Source organism: Amycolatopsis sp. NPDC003676 (assembly GCF_053587275.1).
The window spans coordinates 31,925-51,830 of the sequence record NZ_JBSFNS010000037.1 but is presented as its reverse complement, the minus strand read 5'-3'; the positions used below and the strand labels follow the sequence as shown (position 1 = coordinate 51,830).

Below are 19,906 nucleotides of genomic sequence, written 5' to 3'. Positions count from 1 at the left end.
CACGGCACGGCACGGCACGGCACGGCACGGCACGGCACGGCACGGCACGGCACGGCACGGCACGGCACGGCACGGCACGGCACGGCACGGCACGGCACGGACGAGGATGCACTGCCGGCTGAGAACGGCTGAGAATTCTCAGCTGATTCTTCTCAGGAAAGCCTGAGGGTTTTCCACAGGCTGCTCATAAGCACGGGCGCGAGTCTGGGTTCATGACCGAGAACGAGAGCCGGCCCGGCCCCGCTACACCCGGTGGGCGCCAGCCGCACCAGCGCAGTGAGCAGTACGGCCAGTACCGGGCCGGGTCGAGTCCGTTCGGCGGCAACGCGGAGATGCCGCACGCCGGCCAGCAAGTTCCGGCGGGGCCGCAGCATGGCGCGCAGCAAAGGCCGTCGGCGACCGATGGCGCGCGGCCAGCGGCGGCGGGACCCGCGCAGCAACCGGTGCCGGGCAACGCGCAGACGCCAGGCGGTGTCCCGGCGAGTCGGCCGAGTGTTGCCCAACCGGTCGGGCAGGACAGCGCCCAGCAATCCCAGCCGGACGCTGCCTCACGGTCCGAGCCGAACACCGCTCCCCTGCCGAACCAGCACGCCGCACAGCACCAACCCGGCACCCCGCACTACGGGCCGATGCCGCAGCCCGCGCAACCGCCCGCGGCTTTGGCTGGTCCGCGGAAGCGACCTGGACGCATGGCCGCACTCGTCGGAGCCACTGCGCTAGCCGCGGCGCTGCTCGGCGGTGGTGCGGGCGCGGCGATCGTCGGACTGAGCGGCGGTTCCAGCGGGTCCTCGACCACCGCGTCGTCCTCCGCTACCGGGCAGACGATCAGCAACACCACCGGCTCAGGGGACGTCAGCACCGTCGCCGCGAAGGTCGTGCCCAGTGTTGTTCAGGTGAACGTCACGACCGGGCGGGGCACGGCGATCGGGTCGGGCGTCATTCTCACCGCTGACGGCCGGATCCTCACCAACGCGCACGTCGTGCAGGGGGCCCAAACCGTCGCGGTCACCACATCGGACGGCAAGAAATACCAGGCCAAGGTCGTCGGCTCGGACACCAAGAGCGACATCGCGGTGCTGCAGGCGCAGGGCGCGAGCGGGCTCACCGCGGCGACGCTCGGCGATTCGAGCAAGCTCGCCGTCGGGCAGCAGGTCATCGCGATCGGGTCGCCGGGCGGGCTGCAGAACACCGTCACCACCGGCATCGTCAGCGCGCTCAACCGGCCGCTGTCCGACGTCGGCGGCGGAGACGGCGGCGATCAGCAGAACTCGCCCTTCGGCAGGCAGACCTCGAACGTCACGTCCGGCCCCAGCTACACCGCGATCCAGACCGACGCCTCGATCAACCAGGGCAACTCCGGCGGCGCGCTCGTCGACAGCCAGGGTCGGGTCATCGGCATCAACTCCGCGCTTTACAGCCCGAACTCGGGGGCCGGCAGCGTCGGGATCGGGTTCGCGATCCCGATCAACGACGCCAAGAAGATCGTCGACCAGATCGGGAACGGCTGACCGGGAACCCCGGAGGCGGACCGCGGTCGGGGCGGCCCGCCTTCGTTCCTCACTCGGGACGGTGAGGAAACCTGGCCGCTCTCTCCGGGGATTCGGGACCTGGAGAGAGCGGCTTCTTCACACGCCCGGCAGCTCGTAGACCAGCGTGAACGTGTGCTTGCCCGCGTCGTCGATCGCGATGTCGGCCGACCCGGAGATGCCTGCCAGCTCGTCTGTGCCCGAGCCGGGAAGCAGGACCAGCGACAGACCCTCGTCCCCGGCCGTGTGCCGGAGAACGAAGCTGCCCTTCCGTCCGTCGACGGAGCCGGTAAAGCGCTCGAAAGCGACGTACGCGCGCGATGTCTCGTTCGACGCCGTCAGCATCTCGACCCGGCTAGTCCCCTCGACCGCCCCGGCGAACGTCTTCTCGATCAGTACCTGCGCGAACGCCGTGCCACCGGCCTCGTCCTGCGCCTGCGGCTCCCATTTGTCCAGTTCGAACGCGGCGACGGCGGTACTGGTCATGCTGCTGCTCCTCTGCCGGAAACTCGATCAGGCACAGTCAACCGCGGATACCTGCCATCTCCTGTCAGGTATCTCAGCGCCGCCGGTTGCCGAACAGTCCGCGCGAGAACTCCCGGCCGAGGGAACTCGCCGCCGAGCGCATGAACGACTTCACCGCGGGGTTGCTCAACACCTGCGAGATCATCCCCGGCTCCTCCTTCTCCGGCTTCGGAGCGGCTGGCGCCTCAGGTTCGGCAGCGGGCTGCTCGGCAGGCGTGGCCTTCGCCGTCAACTTCTCGTACGCCGACTCCCGGTCGATCGTCTCCCCGTACTTGGCGTTCAGCTCCGACGACGTGACCGCCGCGCGGATCGCGTCCGCCCCGATTGACCCCATCTTCGACCGCGGCGCACGCAACCGCGTCCACGCGACCGGCGTCGGTGCCCCGCGTTCGGACAGCACAGTAACGATCGCCTCGCCGATCCCCAGCGACGTCAACGCCGTCTCGAGGTCGTAGTGCGGCGACTTCGGATACGTCTTCACCGTGCGCGCCAACGCCTTCTGGTCGTCCGGCGTGAACGCGCGCAACGCGTGCTGCACGCGCGCACCGAGCTGGGACAGCACGTTGTTCGGGATATCGGTCGGCAGCTGCGTGCAGAAGAACACGCCGACGCCCTTCGACCGGATGAGCTTCACCGTCTGCTCGATCCGCTCCAGGAACGCCTTCGACGCACCGGAGAACAGCAGGTGCGCCTCGTCGAAGAAGAACACCAGCTTCGGCTGATCGAGGTCGCCTTCCTCGGGCAACTCCTCGAACAGTTCGGCCAGCAGCCACATCAGGAAGGTCGAGAACAGGGCCGGTTTGGACTGCAGATTGTCCAGCTCCAGCAAGGTGATGACGCCCTTGCCGTCCTGCTGGCGCATCAGGTCGTGGACGTCCAATTCGGGCTCGCCGAAGAACTCCTCGCCGCCCTGAGCCTCCAGATTGGACAGTGCGCGCAGGATGACGCCCGCCGTCGCCGCGGACACCCCGCCGATGCCCCTGAGGTCTTCCTTGCCCTCGTCGCTGGTCAGATGAGTGATGACCGACCGCAGGTCCTTGGTGTCCAGCAGGGCGAGACCGCGCTGGTCGGCCCAGTGGAAGATCAGGCCGAGCGTCGATTCCTGCGTCTCGTTCAGCCCCAGCACCTTCGACAGCAGCACCGGACCGAAGCTGGTGATCGTCGCGCGCACCGGAATCCCGGTGCCGCTGGTGCCGAGCGACAGGAACTGCACCGGACCGCCTGCCGGCGCCCAGTCGTCGCCCAGTTCCGCGGACCGTTTCGCGGTGCGGTCGCTCGCCTCGCCGGGCGCGGACAGCCCGGACAGGTCGCCCTTGACGTCGGCGAGCACCACTGGGACCCCGGCCGCGGACAGCTGCTCGGAGATCAACTGGAGCGTCTTGGTCTTGCCGGTGCCGGTCGCGCCCGCGACCAGGCCGTGCCGGTTCAGCGTCGCCAGCGGCAACCGGACCGCGGCCGACGCTTCCGTCTTCCCGTCGATCACCACCGCCCCCAGTTCGACGGCCGCCCCGTCGCTGACGTATCCCTGCGCGATCTCCGCCGCTGGTCCCGACGCTTGCTCGGCCACTGGCCGCACCCCGTTCCGAGTCCGAAATCACACCTCGTTGCACTGGCTGACCGAGCGTAACGCGCCGGAAGCCCAGGTGACGCCGCTGATATCCCCGTGTCGGGTTAGGGTGGTGCGGGTGAACGACCATCTTGTCTGGATCGACTGCGAGATGACGGGGCTCGACCTCGGCAAGGACGCGTTGATCGAAATAGCCGCGCTGGTGACCGACGCCGACCTGAACGTGCTGGGCGAGGGCGTCGACATCGTCATCCACGCCGACGACGCCAAGCTCGACGGCATGCCGCAGGTCGTCCACGACATGCACGCCAAGTCCGGCCTCACCGAAGAAGTCCGCGCCTCGACGACCACGCTGGCCGAGGCCGAGCAGCGCGTGCTGGAGTACATCCGCGAATGGGTGCCGGACCCGGCCAGCGCGCCGCTCGCCGGCAACTCGATCGCGACCGACCGCGGGTTCATCGCCCGCGACATGCCCGCGCTCGACAGCCACCTGCACTACCGGATGGTCGACGTGTCGTCGGTCAAGGAGCTCGTGCGCCGCTGGTACCCGCGGATCTACTACGCCAAGCCGGAGAAAGGCCTGGCCCACCGCGCGCTCGCGGACATCAAGGAGTCCGTCGGCGAACTCGAGTACTACCGCGCGATCGCCTTCGTCCCCCAGCCCGGCCCGACGAGCGACGAGGCCAAAGCCGCCGCCGCCGAAGTGCTGGAACGCCACCGAGGGTGACCCCCTGAAAAGCGCTCGCGGGCACCCGCTAGGATTGCTTCCAGCAAGGCGATCGCGAGATCTTTTTGCCAGATGGTGGCTATAGCTCAGCTGGTAGAGCACCTGGTTGTGGTCCAGGAGGTCGCGGGTTCGAGCCCCGTTAGCCACCCTTGCACCCCGGCTTCACCGAGATCTTTTTCGGAGAAGCCGGGGTTTTGTCATTTCCGGGGTACGGTGGCAGGGCGGGTGTCGCGCAGGTCACTGCGGCTTCTGCGCTGCCCAACTGCCGTCGCGCCGGCTCCCGCTCGCCGGGTTCACCGTGGGTCACTGCGGCTGACCAGGGCGGTTGCCCCTGCGGACCGAAAAGGGGACCCCCCCTGGAACGGGGTCTGAACGCCCTGCTAATCTTTTCCACGTCGCCGAGGGAAACCACAGCGGCGGGAAGCACCAAGCGCCATTAGCTCAATTGGCAGAGCAGCTGGCTCTTAACCAGCGGGTTCGGGGTTCGAGTCCCTGATGGCGCACCCTCACACTCCCCAGGTTCGAGAAGTTTTCGGCCTGGGGATTTGTGCTGTCTGAACGACATTCTTCCGATTGTTGTCTGTCCATTGTGGTCTCCGGGGAGCCCAAGGGAAGCCCGGGAGCGCGAGCCGGGTGAAGCCTGGTCTTCCGCCGGGTGGCTCCGGCAAGCTTGCGGGCGGCAGCGGCGGCGACCTCCTGGGCGACGTTGGCGTAGAGGCCCCTCTTCGCCGCGCCGAGAGCAAGAGTCGCCGCGCCGGAGGCCGGGCGGAAGCGGTGCGAAGTCCGCCCGGCCTGGGTACGGACCGTCGGCGCAGCGGCGTCCTTGGAAGCTGGACAGCCGTGCGCGGCGCCGCGGTCTGGTGCGCGACTGCAAAAACCGTGTAGCCATCCGACAGTTCAGGACGCGGTAGATACCTCGGCATACGGCGCTGTTCGAATATCGACACTCCGCCCGGTTTCATGAGCATTGTTCGCCACGAGGACGGTCCGGTGACGACCTACTTCGCGTACCACACGGCCGACGCCGATTCTGCGCGGGAACTGGTCGGCTTCCCGGTCGTCGGCCGAGATTGAGACCCTGCCGCGCCTGACTTCAGCACGAGGTCGTCGAGGTCGAGCGTGCTGGTCATTTTCTGGAGGCTCGCGAGGCTTCCGGGCCATTTGGTCACCACTTTGCCCGTCATGCCCTGGCGGTACCAGCTGTGGCACGCACCGGCCTCCCAGACAGAGTCCGCCATTGCGCCGTCGACCCAGGCGTTGAAGTCCCGCTGAGCTCGCTGCGACGGTTGAACGGAGACAGCGCCGTTCTCCTCGACCAGCCGGATGTATTGCATGATCATCTTCATCTGCGCCTCGATGACCGCGATGATCGACCCGCTCGCCTGTGTGTGCGGCCCGGTCACGAGGAAGAGGTTGGGAAACCCCGCGACGACAGTCCCTTTGTAGGCATGTGGCGTTTCGCGCCACGCATCCGCCTTCAACGAGCACGCGGATTCACCGCGGAACTCGATCCCGGCGAACATGGCGGTCGCGGTGAAGCCGGTCGCGAGAACGACCACGTCGGCGTCCCAGGCGCGCCCGTCGCTGGTCATGACGCCGGTCGCGGTCATCGCTTCGATTTCTGCCGACCAGACAGTGGTTTTGCGGTCGGCGAGGGTGGGATAGAACGTGCTGGACATGACCGGCCGGCGGCAGCCGAACCGGTACGACGGGGTCAGGAGTTCGCGCAGGCCCGCGTCGCGGATCTCCGACTCCAGGTAGTCCCGCCACTGCCCTTCGCAGCTTGGCGAGGTTGGCCTCGTCCATGACCGCCTGTGTCTCCGCCTCGACGTTGAACCTGTGCTCGGCCGCCGAACGGATGGCGGCCATCCGCGCCGGTTCGGCCCGGAACCGGGCCTGTGCCTCGAGGTCGTAGAACTGTTCGTCCTTCGGCATGACGTAGGGCGGGGTGCGGATCACCGCCAGCACGCTCTCGGCCACATCGACGGCGTAGGGGAGAACCTGCGCGGCACTGGCGCTCGCACCGACGACCGCCACGCGTCGACCTGCCAGGGAGATTCGGTCGTCCCATTGCGCCGTGTGGATCACGTCGCCGCGAAACGTCTCGCGCCCCGGAAGGTCGGGAATGCGAGGGGTGCTGAGCGAACCGCTCGCCACGATCAGGAACCGGCACGACAGCGATGCTCCCTCGGCGGTACGCAGGTTCCACACCCCCGCGGGTTCTTCGCAGCTCGCCGACACCAGGCTGGTGTCGAACCGGACGCGGTCCCGGATCCCCAGATCTTCGGCCACTTTGTTGATATAGGCGAGAATCTCGTCCCACGGCGCGTAGCTGCGCGTCCACGTCGGGTTCGGCGCGAACGAGAGGCTGTAAAAATGTGCCGGGACGTCGCAGGCCGCATTGGGGTAGCGGTTGTCCCGCCACACTCCGCCCAGTTCCGCGGCACGCTCGAGAATGACGAAGTCTTCCCGGCCCTCAGCCAGCAGATCGTGCGCAGCGCAGATGCCGCCGAAACCCCCACCGACCACGACAGTCTCGTAGTACTCGATCACGATGGCACTCCCACATCGGCTCTGCTCAAGCGGTTTTCGCGCGAGGAGGGCACCCGCTCGGCCCGTGCCCGTCACCTCACTTCAAACACTCCACGCTGCCGAGGGAGGCCGTCCAAGGCTTGTTTCGCATCCCGTGACGCGTTTCAGGCATCACGGTCCAGCGAGCGGGTTATCTTGGGTGTTGTGAACCCGACCGACGCGCTGCCATCGGTCGAGTTCGACCTCCGGCTGGTCCGCTACTTCACGGTGGTCGCCGAGCAGCAGCACTTCGGCCGCGCCGCGGCACTGCTGCACGTCACGCAACCGAGCCTGAGCCGCCAGATCCGGACTCTTGAGCAGCGCGTCGGCACCCGGCTGCTCGACCGTGACCGGCAGGGCACCCGCCTTACCCCTGCCGGAGCCGCGTTCCTTCCCCACGCCAGGCAATTGCTGGCCGTCGCCGCGACGGCCGCGGCGGAGGCCCGCGCGGCCGCGGCGTCCAGCCGGGTCACCGTCGGCCACACGCGCGGGCTGATCATCACTCCGGCAGTGCGGCGACTGCGCCACCACCACCCGGAGGCCGAGGTGCACACCGTGCACCTGGAGCTGTTCGAGCTGCGGACGGCCCTGTTCGGTCACCGGGTGGACGCCGTCGTGACGCGACTGCCGTTCGCCACTGACGGGCTGTGCGTCACCGTCCTGTACGAGGAGCCCCGGGTGCTGCTCGTGGCCGGGGACCACCGGCTGGCCGGCCGGGAATCGGTCACCCACGACGACATCGCGACTGAGCCCATGCCGAGGCTGCCCGATGCGGAGTGGGACTCGTACTGGCGTCTGGACCCCCGTCCGGACGGCACGCCGGCACCCGGCGGTCCGCTGATCGGCCATCTCGAGGACTCGTTCGAGCTGGTCGCCTCCGGGCAAGCCGTCGCCATCGTGCCCGCCGGGCTGCGTGCCGACAGCACCCGCCCGGACCTGACCTCGATCCCGCTGCGCGGCTTCGCGCCCTGCCAGGTGGTGCTCGCCACCCGCGCCGGGGAGACCGCGCACTTGGTGGCCGCGTTCCGCGAGGCCGCGCAGGCCCTGTTGGAAGGGGCGGGCCGCCCCCGCGGCGACCGTGCTGGGCGACCGGGGACGCATCGGCCGCGCTGAACCGATCCGCAACGACACCAGACCTTTTGGGCGAAGAAGATCTCGGGTGTCTGGCAGCGATACGACCTTTCCGGCGACCATCCGCTGGTCGGCGCGAGCGCACCCGACTACGCGCTGGCTGACGGATCCCGCCTCGCCGACCACATGCACGACGGCAGAGCGCTCCTGCTGGACCCCTCCGGTGCGCTGCACGACCTCGTCGCCCCGTACCGCGACCGCATGCGAACGATCACCACGGCCCCACTGACCGACGACGCTCCGGCGGCCATGTTCGTACGACCCGACGGTTACGTTGCCTGGGCAGGCGAACCCGGCCGGGACTCGCCGGACAAAGCACTGCAAACCTGGCTTGGCGTCCCGCTGGCATATCCGAGCCAGACGCCGTAAGCAACGCACCAGGGTGCGATGACGGTGACCAGCGCGGGCAAACTGACCGCGCTCGCTGCCTGGCCCGCGAGCCGCATTGAGTTTCCAGGAACTCGGAAAAGGAAGCCCCGAGATTTCTCACTGGTCGCAGGATGATCGCTTCCGCCGCCCGCGGCAGGACGGTGACAGACACGGGATGCAGCGGACTGCGGCTCCAACTGGGTGCAGGCCAAGTCGTCGTCTTTCCATTGCGTTCCGAGGCGCTCTCATTCCGAGCTCTGGGCGGCGAGACGCCGGGCCAGCACCGGAGCGGTGTCCTGGTCGATCGCGTTCGCTCGCCGCTGTCCGCGCGACTCGCGTCGACCCGATGTGTGTGATCGGATGGAACAACGGATACAGGGGATGATCGACTGCCATGTCGAGAAGACAGCTGGACGGTTCAGGCACGTTTTCAGGGTCCCGGTGATCCGGTGGATCGACGGCGGCACCACCGCGTCACTCCTCGGGCTGGACGCCGAGTTTGTCAATCACGATGGGTTTCCTCGTTCCGTTCCATTATTTCTCGCACAGCCTTCGCCCGGCGAATCACTTCCGGCCATTGCGGGCTGTTCAGGTAATCAGCGTCGGGAACGTCCCCGAGTTCGTCGACCAGCGGGCCGAGTACCTCACCCAGCCGAGCGAGCGGAAACTCCTCGTCGGCGTAGATCAGCTCCCCGACGCAGCCGGGGGCGGGGGCCGGAAGAATCTGCGAGTCGTCGAAGAGGGAGTGTACTGCCAAATCGAATTCGTCATAGTAGTCCGGGTGCGGGAGTTCGCGCCGGATCCACACTCGTTCCTGGTAGTCACGGTCCGACAAACTGACGACCGCGGAGACGATCTGAGCTCTGATCCCAGGGAAACGAATTCCGCTCATGTCAAGATATTTCCAATCGGGCCAAGGCATCCCTCGAAAGCGTGCGCACGGCCTTCCAGTCGGCTGAGGTCTCCAGCGAGTTCGCGTGCCACAGATCCTCGTTGTCGCGACCGCTCATGTCCATCAGTTTCTCGGCTATCGCATCCAGCATCGCGATGGCAGAACTCGCGACCAGGCCGGATTCGGAAAGCTCTGGCACGAATCCCCGCATCGCGTCGAATTCCAGAGCCAGTTCGTCTGCGGACGGGCTTGCTCCGAGGTCATCGATCCCTCCAGGGTCTGCGTGGGAGCCGTGGACCCTCCAGCACGGCTCGGGCGTCGTGCATGAGATTCGCACTCCCCCGTTGGACTAGCGGGTACCGCCTGAAATCGGTGGCGGTGCCGACCCGCATCAGCATAGGCTTTCCAGTGCGGGGAACGGCATGGAGTAGATCAGCGGCAGATCACCCGGCTCGTAACCGGGAGGGCGCGGGTTCGAATCCCGCCTCCATGTCCGCCCCTCCGCGTCTTGGAGTAGTTCAGCAGGCAGAACACCCGGCTCCGGACCGGGAGGGCGCAGGTTCGAATCCTGCCTCCAAGTCTTTGAGAGCAGGGGGAATCCACATGGGACACGCCGCGTCGCCGGGGTACGCCTACGGGCAGCTGCAGCGGGCTGTCCGCACCGCTATGTCCGCGAAGGACAATGCGACACGCCAGCGTGCGCGGACGAAAGCAAGCCGGTGGCAGGACGTCCTGACGGGCATTGCCGGCGGCTCTCTCCGGATCGGCTCGCGGGTTCCGGTCACGGGCGCTCCGGCGTGGGTAACCCTCGAAGTCGCGCACGGCGGGTTCGCTACCGGCCGCTTCCTGGCCGAGGTTCCGCTTTCCCCTGCCGAGGCCGCCCTGTGCGCCGACGGGCCCGGCACGACCGACCGCGAACGGCTCAACCTCTGGTATCTCACCGACGCCGGGCTCGCCGCGCTCCGAGCCATGCTGGCTTCCGAGTCCTACCGGATCGAGGTTCCCGAGGACGCCGCGCTGCCAGTCGTGGCGTGGCTGCTGGACCGCGGGCACGCCGAAGCCGCGCTCGACCTGGTCGCCGAGCTTCGTCCGCACCTGCATCGCCTTCGGCTGGCCCCGCTGCCCGGCGCGGCGCCGCGGCCGGCGGGCGCGCTGGTGCGGCTGAGCACCGTCGGCGAGGTCCGGGAATCGCTGCGGTCGGCCAGCACCCGGCCCGCGATCGCGGAGATGCTGGAAACGCTGCAGGTGTGGCATCCGCTGTTCGACCGGCTGGTCGCGCTGTGGTGCGACACCGTGGAGGGCGATCTGCCGCGGCTGGCCGAAACCGGCGTCGCCGGCGGCTGGCCGTGCCGTACTTGGCCTGCCGACTGGAGGCAGCGCCGCGCCGAGTGGCTCGCTGACTACGCGAGCGCGAGCGCCCGGCACACCGCGTCGAAAGCCCACCTTCATCCAAAGAGCAACTTCGCCCGGCTGCACCGCGCGTTGCTGGCGTGCGAGCGCGACAGCACGGAACTCGACGGGCGGGACGTGGGCTGGATCCGCCGTGCCCTGGCGAACACGATCACCAAGCACGGCGAACCGGGCTCGGAACCGCGGGCGGCGCTGCGGGCGCTGCAGGCCGCGGTCGCCGCGCGGCCCACCCACGCCGAACTCGCGGCCGCGCTTGCCGAGCGATTGGACCGGTTTCCGGCCGACGGCGGGCTGCCGTCGATCGAACCCGTCGCCGAGGACGCACCGGCCCACCTGGTCGCCAAAATCGCCCGCGCGCTGGAGGCGCCGATCGAGGAACTGGTCGCGCGGAACGTGATCACCTCGGCCGACGTGCTCGCGACGGTCCTGCCCCAGATCACCGCGCAGCTGCTGGCCGCGAACTTCGACGACGAGCAGCTCTCGACGCTGTACGCCCAGACCTACGCGGCCTTCCGCCGCCGGCGCAGTCTGCTGCTGCTCGATCTGGAAAACCAGGTCCGGCTTGAGGAACTGCCCTGGGTCCAGGCGATCGATCCATTGCGAGTATGGCGTCCGGACACTGCCCGGGCGGCCCGGCAGACGCTGGCCCAGACGGTGCTGCTGGCGCTCAACGCGTTCCCGCACGCGATCCTGCCGAACACGCTGGTGCGCGAACTGGGCGCGCTCGCCAAGCAGGCCGGGCTGCCGATGCCGCTGGTGGAGGAGGTAGCCGCGGACATCTTCATGGGCCAGTTCACCGCGAAATGGCGGACGGCGGCGGAACTCACGAGCCGCACGCTGGCAGGCACGCTCTACGCCCGTTACTACGACCTGCCGCAGTCCTGGCCTTCGACGCCACGCCCGCGGCCGTTTCGCGCGCTCGCCAAGCGCACCGCCGACGACTTCGCCGACATGTGCGTAACCCGAGCTGCCGAAGCCCAGCCAGCGCGCAGACCCGGCTCGGTGGCCGCGAACGGCACGGTCCTGGAGCAGAGCCAGATCCTCACGACGCAAAACCTGGCAGTCCTGGTGCACACACTGGGTCTGCGGAACCGGCTCCGGGCATCGGCGCCCGACCTGGCCGCAGAGTCATTGAAATGGACGGTGACCCGGCTGGCGACCCGCACCGACCATCACCACGCAGCCCTGCAGGCGATCAAGAACGCGGCATACGCCTGGCGGCAGGCACTGTTCTTCCTGAGCTTCTGCGACACCGACACTCAGCGCGCGACCGTACGCCAGCTCGGCGAGCAGGTGACCCGAGCAGGCTTGGCGGAACGGTTTGCCCCGGCGGTCACCGGTTTGGCCCAGGTGGTGGAGGGCGGTCGGTTCACCCCGGACGGGCAAGTGGAAGGTGAGGCGGGACGGCGCTTCCTCGGCTGGACCACCGGCAGGCACTGGTGCCTGCCAGACGCCACCGACCACGCACGCTAACGCGTTGGCTGTCCTGTTTCAGACCGCTGTGCACCTTCGGCCCTTTTCCGGACTACAGGTCGACCGCGCCGTGTCCTCCGACGCTCGCGCTGGAGATCGCCTTTGTGGAACTCGCGGCTGGCCGTGAGCAGTTGTCATCCGCGAATCCCTTGGCCGACAGTTGCTCCGAGCGCGATTCGCCCCGGCCCCGCTGCGCGGGTCAACGGTGCTCGATGCGCCCGAGTTTCGCGTGGCCGAGGATCGGGTAGCCGGGCAATCCGATGGAGACAACGCCTTTCTTTGGCTGGCCCGCTACCCACAGCACCCCGGTCGTGCGGGCTGCGGCGACGAGGGAGGCTCCGCCGACGGACACCATGCGGGATCCTTCCGGTGAGGTGGCCCGGCAGGTGAGTTTCCGGTTCCTCCCGCCGTTTCTCATCGAGTCGGGGACAAGCCGCAGTGGTGTCCATTGGGTCGCCCGAGCTGCCCGCGGTGCGCGGTTCAGCCAGTAGTGCAGGGATGCCGCCGACGTCCAGACGAGGGCGCCGGCCAGATAAAGCCCGAGGAACGTGGCGAGCCCGAGGAGTTCGTCGGATTGCCGGTAGGTGTGCAGCAGCAGGGGCGCGTAGGTGGCGCACAGCCAGGCCGTCAGCGCGAGCCTCGTCACGGCGGCCGCGATTCTCCGCGGCCGGTAGAGCCGGACGACGAGGCGAAGTTGCGCGTTGTGAGTCGGACGCGGTACCAAAGGGGGCACCGGACGCGCCGAGTCGGGCAGTGCGCGGGCGCGCAGAACGGCAGTAGCCACTGAGCCGGGCACCACGACCCCTGCACGGCCCGAAGGTTCGGGGCCCACCGTCCAGACATAACTCCCGCTATTGAACAACCCGTTAACCATTGGCGTGCCGACGCGGAACCACCGGTCGTTCGCCAGCCTCAGGTACAGCGCGCGCTTCGTGGCCTGGAGCATGTCGTCGTCCACGAACACTTTACGGAACGGCATGTCGAGCAACCGCTCCCGTGCTTTTCGCGGAGCACGAAACGCGCTCCGGGCGAGCAACCAGAGCCGGGCAGACGCGAAGGCAGTCACGACGACGGGAAGAGCTAGGTAGATCTTCGACCGGGCGAACACGATCAGCGCCAGGCCCGTCGTCAAACAGACGAACAGGAACACAGCACGTTTGCGCCGTACATTCCGGTCCCCGCGCACGCTCGGCGCGAACCATCGGTCCTCGCTCAACGGCCGACCCGGCACCGGCTCGACAACGACGCGGTCCGCCGCCGGCGGTGTGTTGGCATCGGGGACTGCGCTCATCGGCGAATCCGTCCTGACCAGGCGGCTCCTGATCGGACCCGAGTGAGCAAGAGATTAATACGCGAGCCCAAGAGCGTCGACGGCGTGGGCTGGCACCACGAGAACTCCCAAACTGAACAAATCGACCAAATATCGCACTGGTTCCGCATGCCGTTGGCCCGACCGTGCACGGGGCGGCCCCATCCGCGGCAACAACAGCAACCTGGAAGAACTCGCACCCCTTGAGGCCGCGACAGAAGGAGGAACCGCCGCGACTGCGAACTCCGAGAAGAAATCAAATAAGCAAGTTCAATCAACTTTGCTCAACCATTTATCCGACGCCCGGCCTTGTGAATATGCGGCGTTCGCCGAGGCAGCGGCAAGCTCAGTTTCCGCACGCGCCGGACACCGGCGACACGACATCGTCGCCACGACGCGGCAGAGAAGGAAGATTTCCTGCTGACACCTGCTGCCATGAGATCGTCCATAGTGGACACGACAGTGCCTTGACCGCAGACAACCAGCCGATCCCGCGCGTCCGAACAGCGGGTTTCCGCCACCGGGCCGCCCGGGCCATACTCGCCTCGGTCGCGCATTCGGCGCGCATCGGGAGGTGTTCTCGAGTGGTGCGAAGACATTCCTTTCCGGGCACTTTCTTTTCCGTGCTTTTACTCGGCGGCGGTCTCCTCTTGGGCGGAAACCAAGCCGCTGCGACGGGGGCGGTCGTCGATCTCGGCGCGTTTCCGGGCGATACCTCGAGCGAGGTCACCGGGATCAGCGACAGTGGCGTCGCGGTCGGGTTTTACGACACGGGGGCCGAGGCGTCCGTCGCTGCGCGTTGGGAGCCGGGCGGCGAGGTCTCGCGGTTGCCGGTTCCCGCGCCGTTCAGCAGGTCGGCGGCGCGGGCGGTCAGTGACCGGGGTGTCGTCGTCGGGTCGGCCTACAACGGTGACGGCACGTGGAAACCCGTGCGCTGGCAGCCGGACGGGTCGTTCGTCGAGTTGCGTTCGGCGAGCGGTTTCGGGTACGGCGAAGCCGCGGCGGTCAATTCCGCGGGCGTCGCGGTCGGCTTGACTATGCCGGTCAATTCCCGCGGGCAGGCGGCGCGGTGGGACGGCAACGGGAATCTGACGATGCTCCCGATGCCGTCCGGCGCCGACGAGTCGGCGGCCTTGGCGATCAATGACCGCGGGACGGTCGTCGGGACTATTCGGAATCAGGCTGTCCGGTGGAACTCCGACGGCAAGTTCGTCATGCTTCCCGGGGCCAACGGCAGCAAGGCGACCGGCATCAACGACGCCGGGGTCGTCGTGGGCAGTTCCGGCGGGCGGCCGGTGCGCTGGGACGCGGACGGGACCGTCCACCAGCTGCCGGGACTCGGTTCGCCGGACTCGGGCGGCGGTGCGAACGCGATCAACAAAGCCGGGGTCATCACCGGCAGTTCCATCGGCGCGGACGGGGTCAGTCACGCTGTTCGCTGGGATTCCCCCGGCAGCATTACCGATCTCGGCGCGTTGCCGGGGAGTCGGGAGAGCGGCGGTTCCGCGATCGATTCGCATGGCACGGTCGTCGGCTATTCCGTGGCGTCCGCCGGCTCCGTGCGGCGGGCGGTGCGCTGGTCGCCGTCGGGACAGGCGGTCGATCTGGGCCGTTCGCTGCCTCGGTTCGAATCGGCCTCGGCGAGTGCGATCAACGACCGCGGGCAGGCCATCGGGAGTTCCTGGAAAACCGGAGGCAAGCTGCATCCGGTGCTCTGGTCTCGCGACGGCCGGATGACCGACCTCGACCCGGACGGGGATACCCGGTGGGCGAGCGCGATCAACGACCGCGGCGTCATCGCGGGCACGGACGGCTCCTGGGCGATCCGCTGGAACCCGGACCGGACCGTCACGCGGCTCAAGACGCCGGGTGGCAACGCCTGGTCCAGCGCTGCGGGGATCAACGACAGCGGAGTGATCGTCGGCCGGACGGCGCAGCGGTCGAGAGGGGCGCGGCCGATCCGGTGGAACGCGGACGGGACTTCGACTTACCTGCCCAAGCTGGACGGCGACTTCACCGGCGGCGCTGCCGCGGTCAACAATCGGGGCATCGTCGTGGGGCACTCGGGGCACCGGGACGACACCTCCCGGCACGCGCTCCGCTGGGCGGCGGACGGGACGCTCACCCAGTTGCCCGGCCTGCCGTTGGCCGGTTACACCGCGGCCCTCGCGGTTAATGACCGCGGCGAGGCGGCTGGCTATACCGCCAATCGGCCTGCGCGGTGGGGTGTGGATGGCAAGCTCACGGTCCTCGCTGTTCCCGCCGGGTCGACCCATGCTGAGGCCACCGGGATCACCGGTGCTGGAGAGGTGGTCGGCTGGGCCGCGTTCAGTTCCGGCGTTCCCGACCGGGCGCTGCGGTGGAATGCGGACGGGGCCCTGACCGTTTTGCCGTCGCTGCCGGGCGGGGCCTCGGCGCGGGCGTTGGGGGTCAACGCGCGCGGGGATGTCATCGGCAAGTCCGACAACGGCGACCATCAGGTGCACGCGGTGCGCTGGCCTGCACGCTGAGGCGTCGCTGCCGGTTCTGGCGGACACTCCGGCCTGGGCGGGATCGGGTGAACGCCGGAATTGGTCAGCTGCCTGGCGTGTGTGCAGAGCGGGCCCCGGACGGGCATTGGCTCGTCCGGGACCCGGTCAACCAAGGTTGGCGCCGATGATCCAAACATCGTATTCCTCAGTGGTAACCCCGCAAATTGCGCGGCCGTCCATGGACATTGCCACGAATTCAGGCTCGCCAGGATGGTCCGCGAGGTGACGAGCAAGGGAGGAGTCTTGGCCACGGCGGACGTGCGCCCACGGGAGGCTCCCCAGCTGACCTGCTCCGACACTGAGCAGGAAGTCCCCTCCGGGGCCGAAAATGCCGAACTCCGCAGCCGTCGACACCCAGCTTCGCTCAATTTCGCCGACATTGTTTCCCGCGACGGAATCGTGTGGCACCCGGACGGTCGGAACAGCGTCTCCGCTGATCACCACTCGCCAGGCGTCCATCGGAACAGGCCCGGGTAAAGAATAACTCGCTTCCACCACGGCAAGACCGGAGTCGCGAAGCATTCCGTTCCGAAGCTCGAATTTCGGAGAACCGTCGTCCATGCCTCATGGTACCCGTCACCAAGATCGAGAGCAGTGTCCGAAATCCGCCAGCGCACCGCCCCGCCCAGGCACGCTCGACACCCGTGGCCGTCGAACTCTCCCCGCCCTCCGAGCAGATCCGCCCGCGTCGGGGGTCGCTGCTCGGGGTGTTGCTGGCCGGGCAGTTCATGGTCAATGTGGACGGTGCGGTGGTCAACATCGCCGCACCCACGATCCGGACCGGGCTCGGTACTGGCGCGGGGCCGGTGGCGCTGGTCGTCTCGGGGTGTCTCATCGCCTGCGCGGTGCTGCTGGTCACCGGGGCGAGGCTGGGGGCCACGAACGGGCGGCGGAGGATTTTCCTGTGGGGGCTGGCCGGGTTCACCGCCGCGTCGCTGGCCTGCGGGATCGCACCGGGGGTCGGCTGGCTGATCGTCGCGCGGTTCCCGCAAGGGCGGCCGGGGCGCTCATGGTGCCGCAGGTCCTGAGCGGAATCCAGACGCACTTCGCCGGCACCGACCGGGGTCGGGCGCTGGGGTACTACGCGGTCGCGCTTTCTGGCGGAGCTGTTGCGGGGCAGGTTCTCGGCGGGCTGCTCGTCTCGGCTGATCTCTGGCGTCGGCTTCGGACCGGCTGCGACCGGGTTGGCCATGGTCTCCTGGGTTGCCGCCTTCGGGGTGGCTGGGCTGGCACTCCCCCGTCTTCCCACTCGCTGGCGGAGGTTCGCGCCTACTGCTGGGTGCCTTCTCCTCGCCACCGGTTATGCCTCGTTGTGCGTCCACCTGTCGATCGCCGGGCGTCCTGGGCCGCTGCTGATCGTGTTTCTCGGGATCGGCGGGCTTGGCCTCGGGGCCAGTTCGAACTCGCTGATCGACCGTGTCACCTCGACGGCTCGGCCGGATCGCGTCGCGGATCTCTCCGGTTTACTCAACACCAATGCCCAACTGTGCGCCGCGCTCGGGGTCGCCGGTGCGAGCACGGCTTATCTTGGACTCCCCTTCGCGACGACCCCCTCGTTCGCCACTGTGCTCGGCGGGTTCACTGGACTTGCCCTGATCGCCGCCGTCCTCGCGCTCGGCACGGAAAGGAAATGACATGCTCGACGCAGCTCTGTTCGATCTCGATGGGACGCTCGTCGATACCGAACCCCGCAGTCAGGCCGCGTGGCGTCGGTTGTTCCGCGCGCACAGAGTCGAGTTGGACGAGTCGTTGCTGGCGTCGTTTGCTGGGCGTCCTGGCAAGACTGTGCTGGCTGAGAACCTTCATCTCTTTCCTGGTGAGTACACACTGGACGGATTGTTCGCCGAGGCGATGTCCTACGCGACCGACGTGGCCGAACCGATGCCTCGGGGTGCGGGCGTTGTTCGACACGGTCATTACTGCGGAGGACGTTTCCCGTGGCAAGCCTGATCCTGAGGGCTATCTCCTCGGTTGTGCCCGGTTGGGGGTTCTCGCTGGGGTTTGACGGGATCTTGTGACGGCGGACAATTTTCTTTGTTCCGCGCACCAAAATCCCTGGAACAACGGCTGCGTTCAAACCGCCGCGCTATACCCATGGCTCAGCTGAACGGTACGGTACCCGCCATGGCTTCCAGCGTTGATCAGGCCGGCGAGAAACTCCAAGAGCTCGAATGGAAGGTCGTCTGTCTCTGCGCGCACTTCGGCGTGGACGGTCAAGGGCCGCAGTCTTCAGGGGGTTAAAGGAATGCGGTTCAGTTTTCTCGCACCGGTGGCGCGGCGGCTCTGGATCACGGCGGCGGCGGGAGTCGCGGTCGGTGTCGGAGCGGGCTTCGGTTCCGGTGCCGCGCTGGGGGTCTTGGCTGGAATCGCGGTGGCCGCGGCGGTGTTTGTCGGCTCGGGGTGGCTCGTGTTGTGGCCGATGGCGGCGGAGCTGACCCGCCAGTACGCGCGCCGCGAGGATGTGCGGCCCGCGTTTGAGGAGCTCATCGTCGTCACTGCCGCGTTGTGCGGTCTGGCTGGCATCGTGGTGTTGCTGGTCTCCGGGCAGTCGGCCGGTCCCGCGGCCGCGGCGGTCGCGTTGAGCGGCGTGTTCTTCGTGTGGGCGGCGTTGCATCTCATGTACGCCACCCGTTACGCCGACTTGTATTACGCGGCACCGTCCGCCGGAATTGACTTCAATTCCGACGATCCGCCCGCGTATCGGGAGTTTTTCTACTTCAGTTACAACCTCGGCATGACCTACCAGGTGTCCGACACCAGCGTGTCCAGTTCGACGATCCGCGCGGTCGTGCTGCGGCATACCTTGCTGTCGTACGTGTTCGGCACGGTCATCCTGGCGGCCACGATCAACCTTGTCGCCGGGATCGTCACCCACTGAGCGCGAAGGACCCCAGCATGACCGAACCACGGCCCGGCGAGAGCCTGACGACCGTCCTCGTCGCGTTGGGTTCCAACGTGCTGATCGCGGCGGCGAAAACCGCGGTGGCGGCGATTACCGGATCGGCGGCGATGCTGGCCGAGGCGGCGCATTCCTGGGCGGACACCGGCAATGAGGTGTTCCTGCTCGTCGGCGAGCGCAAGGCGGGCAAGAGCCCGGACCAGACCCATCCGCTCGGCTACGGCCGGGGCGGGTACGTGTGGTCGATGTTCGCGGCGTTCGGCCTGTTCACGGTCGGGGCGGCGGTCTCGGTCTGGCACGGGGCGCAGTCGCTGCGCGCGCCGGAGGAATCGTCCTCGTACGGATGGGCGTACGCGGTGCTCGGGGTGTCGTTCGTGCTTGAGGGGATCTCGTTCGCCCAGGCGCTGCGCCAGACGCGGCGCGGCGCGTCGACCCGGAAGCTCCGGCCGCTGCGGTATGTGCGCGTCACGTCCAATCCAGTGTTGCGGGCGGTGTTCGCCGAGGATCTTTCGGCGCTCGCCGGGCTCGTGATCGCCGGGGCGAGCATTCTGGCGCACCAGCTCACCGGCGACGCCCGCTGGGACGCGCTCGGCTCGATCCTGGTCGGGCTGCTGCTCGGCGCGGTCGCGGTCTTCCTCATTGTGCGCAACATGGATTTTCTGACCGGGGAGAAGGTCACGCCGCTCGCCCGGAACCGGGTATTGCGGGCGCTGCTTGAGCACGAGGCGATCGAGCGGGTCAGTTTCCTGCACATGGAGTGGGTCGGGGCGGACAAGATCTTTCTTGTCGCCGCGGTCGATCTGTCCGGGGACGCGCCTGAATCCGCCGTCGCGGCGCGGGTCAACGATGTCCAGGACGCGCTCGACGCGCGGCCGGAGATCCAGCGGGCCGTGGTGACTCTGGCTCGGCCGGGGGATCCGACCGACCTCCGGCCCTCTCCGCTGCCCGACTGGTATGTCGAGTAAGGCCCAGGTAC

Annotated in this window: 19 protein-coding genes and 4 tRNA genes; 15 read left to right on the top strand and 8 right to left on the bottom strand. The window is 68.1% G+C overall.

Features of this window, described 5'->3' with window-relative positions; genetic code table 11:
- Positions 1-575: 575 nt before the first annotated feature.
- Positions 576-1,508 carry a S1C family serine protease gene (locus ACWDNU_RS22375; RefSeq protein WP_449670336.1) on the top strand — a complete coding sequence of 311 codons (933 nt, stop codon included), beginning with the start codon at positions 576-578 and terminating at the stop codon, positions 1,506-1,508.
- Between the two features lie 117 nt (positions 1,509-1,625).
- Here ACWDNU_RS22375 and ACWDNU_RS22370 read toward each other — a convergent pair whose 3' ends face one another.
- Together ACWDNU_RS22370 and ACWDNU_RS22365 are read right to left on the bottom strand one after the other, a co-directional pair.
- Positions 1,626-2,012, bottom strand: coding sequence for a DUF3224 domain-containing protein (locus ACWDNU_RS22370; RefSeq protein WP_449670322.1), 387 nt, complete (start codon positions 2,010-2,012; stop codon positions 1,626-1,628).
- Positions 2,013-2,085: 73 nt separating this feature from the next.
- Positions 2,086-3,618 carry a helicase HerA-like domain-containing protein gene (locus tag ACWDNU_RS22365; RefSeq protein ID WP_449670321.1) on the bottom strand — a complete coding sequence of 511 codons (1,533 nt, stop codon included), beginning with the start codon at positions 3,616-3,618 and terminating at the stop codon, positions 2,086-2,088.
- A 118-nt stretch (positions 3,619-3,736) separates the two neighbouring features.
- On the opposite strand from ACWDNU_RS22365, the gene orn reads away from it, so the two are divergent.
- The 3 genes from orn (at position 3,737) to ACWDNU_RS22350 (ending at position 4,848) form a co-directional block, all read left to right on the top strand.
- A complete protein-coding gene (gene orn, locus ACWDNU_RS22360) occupies positions 3,737-4,345 on the top strand; it encodes an oligoribonuclease (RefSeq protein WP_449670320.1) in 609 nt (202 codons plus the stop codon).
- 75 nt (positions 4,346-4,420) lie between these two features.
- Positions 4,421-4,493, top strand: a tRNA-His gene (locus ACWDNU_RS22355).
- 282 nt (positions 4,494-4,775) lie between these two features.
- Positions 4,776-4,848, top strand: a tRNA-Lys gene (locus ACWDNU_RS22350).
- A 495-nt stretch (positions 4,849-5,343) separates the two neighbouring features.
- Here ACWDNU_RS22350 and ACWDNU_RS22345 read toward each other — a convergent pair.
- Both ACWDNU_RS22345 and ACWDNU_RS22340 read right to left on the bottom strand, forming a co-directional pair.
- Positions 5,344-5,868: a hypothetical protein gene (locus ACWDNU_RS22345; RefSeq protein WP_449670319.1), complete on the bottom strand. Its 525-nt coding sequence runs from the start codon at positions 5,866-5,868 to the stop codon at positions 5,344-5,346.
- Positions 5,840-6,898, bottom strand: a complete 1,059-nt coding sequence (locus ACWDNU_RS22340) for a flavin-containing monooxygenase (protein ID WP_449670318.1) — start codon at positions 6,896-6,898, stop codon at positions 5,840-5,842. The genes ACWDNU_RS22345 and ACWDNU_RS22340 overlap by 29 nt, the downstream gene beginning before the upstream one ends.
- A 183-nt stretch (positions 6,899-7,081) precedes the next feature.
- Here ACWDNU_RS22340 and ACWDNU_RS22335 point away from each other — a divergent pair, with 183 nt between their 5' ends.
- Together ACWDNU_RS22335 and ACWDNU_RS22330 are read left to right on the top strand one after the other, a co-directional pair.
- Positions 7,082-8,029 carry a LysR family transcriptional regulator gene (locus ACWDNU_RS22335; RefSeq protein WP_449670317.1) on the top strand — a complete coding sequence of 316 codons (948 nt, stop codon included), beginning with the start codon at positions 7,082-7,084 and terminating at the stop codon, positions 8,027-8,029.
- A gap of 39 nt (positions 8,030-8,068) precedes the next feature.
- Positions 8,069-8,416 carry an aromatic-ring hydroxylase C-terminal domain-containing protein gene (locus ACWDNU_RS22330; RefSeq protein ID WP_449670335.1) on the top strand — a complete coding sequence of 116 codons (348 nt, stop codon included), beginning with the start codon at positions 8,069-8,071 and terminating at the stop codon, positions 8,414-8,416.
- Between the two features lie 502 nt (positions 8,417-8,918).
- On the opposite strand, the gene ACWDNU_RS22325 is transcribed toward ACWDNU_RS22330, so the two are convergent.
- Positions 8,919-9,308 carry an SCO4402 family protein gene (locus ACWDNU_RS22325; protein WP_449670316.1) on the bottom strand — a complete coding sequence of 130 codons (390 nt, stop codon included), beginning with the start codon at positions 9,306-9,308 and terminating at the stop codon, positions 8,919-8,921.
- A gap of 1 nt (position 9,309) precedes the next feature.
- Positions 9,310-9,519: a hypothetical protein gene (locus tag ACWDNU_RS22320; protein WP_449670315.1), complete on the bottom strand. Its 210-nt coding sequence runs from the start codon at positions 9,517-9,519 to the stop codon at positions 9,310-9,312.
- Positions 9,520-9,729: 210 nt separating this feature from the next.
- On the opposite strand from ACWDNU_RS22320, the gene ACWDNU_RS22315 reads away from it, so the two are divergent.
- From ACWDNU_RS22315 to ACWDNU_RS22305, 3 genes are all read left to right on the top strand, one after another.
- Positions 9,730-9,801 (top strand) — tRNA-Thr (locus tag ACWDNU_RS22315).
- Between the two features lie 14 nt (positions 9,802-9,815).
- Positions 9,816-9,888, top strand: a tRNA-Arg gene (locus ACWDNU_RS22310).
- 23 nt (positions 9,889-9,911) lie between these two features.
- On the top strand, positions 9,912-12,191 hold the full coding sequence (locus ACWDNU_RS22305; protein WP_449670314.1) for a hypothetical protein: 2,280 nt from the start codon (positions 9,912-9,914) through the stop codon (positions 12,189-12,191).
- A gap of 199 nt (positions 12,192-12,390) precedes the next feature.
- Here the strand turns inward: ACWDNU_RS22305 and ACWDNU_RS22300 are convergent, their stop codons facing one another.
- Positions 12,391-13,482, bottom strand: coding sequence for a hypothetical protein (locus ACWDNU_RS22300; RefSeq protein WP_449670313.1), 1,092 nt, complete (start codon positions 13,480-13,482; stop codon positions 12,391-12,393).
- A 641-nt stretch (positions 13,483-14,123) separates the two neighbouring features.
- On the opposite strand from ACWDNU_RS22300, the gene ACWDNU_RS22295 reads away from it, so the two are divergent.
- Positions 14,124-16,010: a hypothetical protein gene (locus ACWDNU_RS22295; protein ID WP_449670312.1), complete on the top strand. Its 1,887-nt coding sequence runs from the start codon at positions 14,124-14,126 to the stop codon at positions 16,008-16,010.
- Between the two features lie 126 nt (positions 16,011-16,136).
- Here the strand turns inward: ACWDNU_RS22295 and ACWDNU_RS22290 are convergent, their stop codons facing one another.
- On the bottom strand, positions 16,137-16,592 hold the full coding sequence (locus tag ACWDNU_RS22290) for a hypothetical protein (protein WP_370935143.1): 456 nt from the start codon (positions 16,590-16,592) through the stop codon (positions 16,137-16,139).
- Positions 16,593-16,675: 83 nt separating this feature from the next.
- Between ACWDNU_RS22290 and ACWDNU_RS22285 the strand changes: the two genes are divergently transcribed.
- The 5 genes from ACWDNU_RS22285 (at position 16,676) to ACWDNU_RS22265 (ending at position 19,895) form a co-directional block, all read left to right on the top strand.
- Positions 16,676-17,059 carry an MFS transporter gene (locus tag ACWDNU_RS22285; protein ID WP_449670311.1) on the top strand — a complete coding sequence of 128 codons (384 nt, stop codon included), beginning with the start codon at positions 16,676-16,678 and terminating at the stop codon, positions 17,057-17,059.
- A gap of 162 nt (positions 17,060-17,221) precedes the next feature.
- Entirely contained in the window at positions 17,222-17,665 is a 444-nt protein-coding gene (locus ACWDNU_RS22280; RefSeq protein WP_449670310.1) for a hypothetical protein, read from the top strand.
- Between the two features lies 1 nt (position 17,666).
- Positions 17,667-17,981 carry an HAD family hydrolase gene (locus ACWDNU_RS22275; RefSeq protein ID WP_449670309.1) on the top strand — a complete coding sequence of 105 codons (315 nt, stop codon included), beginning with the start codon at positions 17,667-17,669 and terminating at the stop codon, positions 17,979-17,981.
- A 295-nt stretch (positions 17,982-18,276) separates the two neighbouring features.
- Positions 18,277-18,909 (top strand): DUF1345 domain-containing protein, encoded by a 633-nt coding sequence (locus tag ACWDNU_RS22270; RefSeq protein WP_449670308.1) that lies wholly within the window; start codon positions 18,277-18,279, stop codon positions 18,907-18,909.
- Positions 18,910-18,926: 17 nt separating this feature from the next.
- Positions 18,927-19,895 (top strand): cation diffusion facilitator family transporter, encoded by a 969-nt coding sequence (locus tag ACWDNU_RS22265; RefSeq protein ID WP_449670307.1) that lies wholly within the window; start codon positions 18,927-18,929, stop codon positions 19,893-19,895.
- Positions 19,896-19,906: the final 11 nt, after the last annotated feature.

What these genes read in the sequence shown, in the direction of transcription:
- ACWDNU_RS22265 (WP_449670307.1), top strand. Translation starts at nt 18,927, where the DNA reads ATGACCGAACCACGGCCCGGCGAGAGCCTGACGACCGTCCTCGTCGCG.
- ACWDNU_RS22325 (WP_449670316.1), bottom strand. Translation starts at nt 9,308, where the DNA reads ATGAGCGGAATTCGTTTCCCTGGGATCAGAGCTCAGATCGTCTCCGCG.
- ACWDNU_RS22280 (WP_449670310.1), top strand. Translation starts at nt 17,222, where the DNA reads ATGGTCTCCTGGGTTGCCGCCTTCGGGGTGGCTGGGCTGGCACTCCCC.
- ACWDNU_RS22275 (WP_449670309.1), top strand. Translation starts at nt 17,667, where the DNA reads ATGCTCGACGCAGCTCTGTTCGATCTCGATGGGACGCTCGTCGATACC.
- ACWDNU_RS22320 (WP_449670315.1), bottom strand. Translation starts at nt 9,519, where the DNA reads ATGCGGGGATTCGTGCCAGAGCTTTCCGAATCCGGCCTGGTCGCGAGT.
- ACWDNU_RS22270 (WP_449670308.1), top strand. Translation starts at nt 18,277, where the DNA reads ATGCGGTTCAGTTTTCTCGCACCGGTGGCGCGGCGGCTCTGGATCACG.
- ACWDNU_RS22290 (WP_370935143.1), bottom strand. Translation starts at nt 16,592, where the DNA reads ATGGACGACGGTTCTCCGAAATTCGAGCTTCGGAACGGAATGCTTCGC.
- ACWDNU_RS22305 (WP_449670314.1), top strand. Translation starts at nt 9,912, where the DNA reads ATGGGACACGCCGCGTCGCCGGGGTACGCCTACGGGCAGCTGCAGCGG.
- ACWDNU_RS22370 (WP_449670322.1), bottom strand. Translation starts at nt 2,012, where the DNA reads ATGACCAGTACCGCCGTCGCCGCGTTCGAACTGGACAAATGGGAGCCG.
- ACWDNU_RS22300 (WP_449670313.1), bottom strand. Translation starts at nt 13,482, where the DNA reads ATGAGCGCAGTCCCCGATGCCAACACACCGCCGGCGGCGGACCGCGTC.
- ACWDNU_RS22345 (WP_449670319.1), bottom strand. Translation starts at nt 5,868, where the DNA reads ATGTTCGCCGGGATCGAGTTCCGCGGTGAATCCGCGTGCTCGTTGAAG.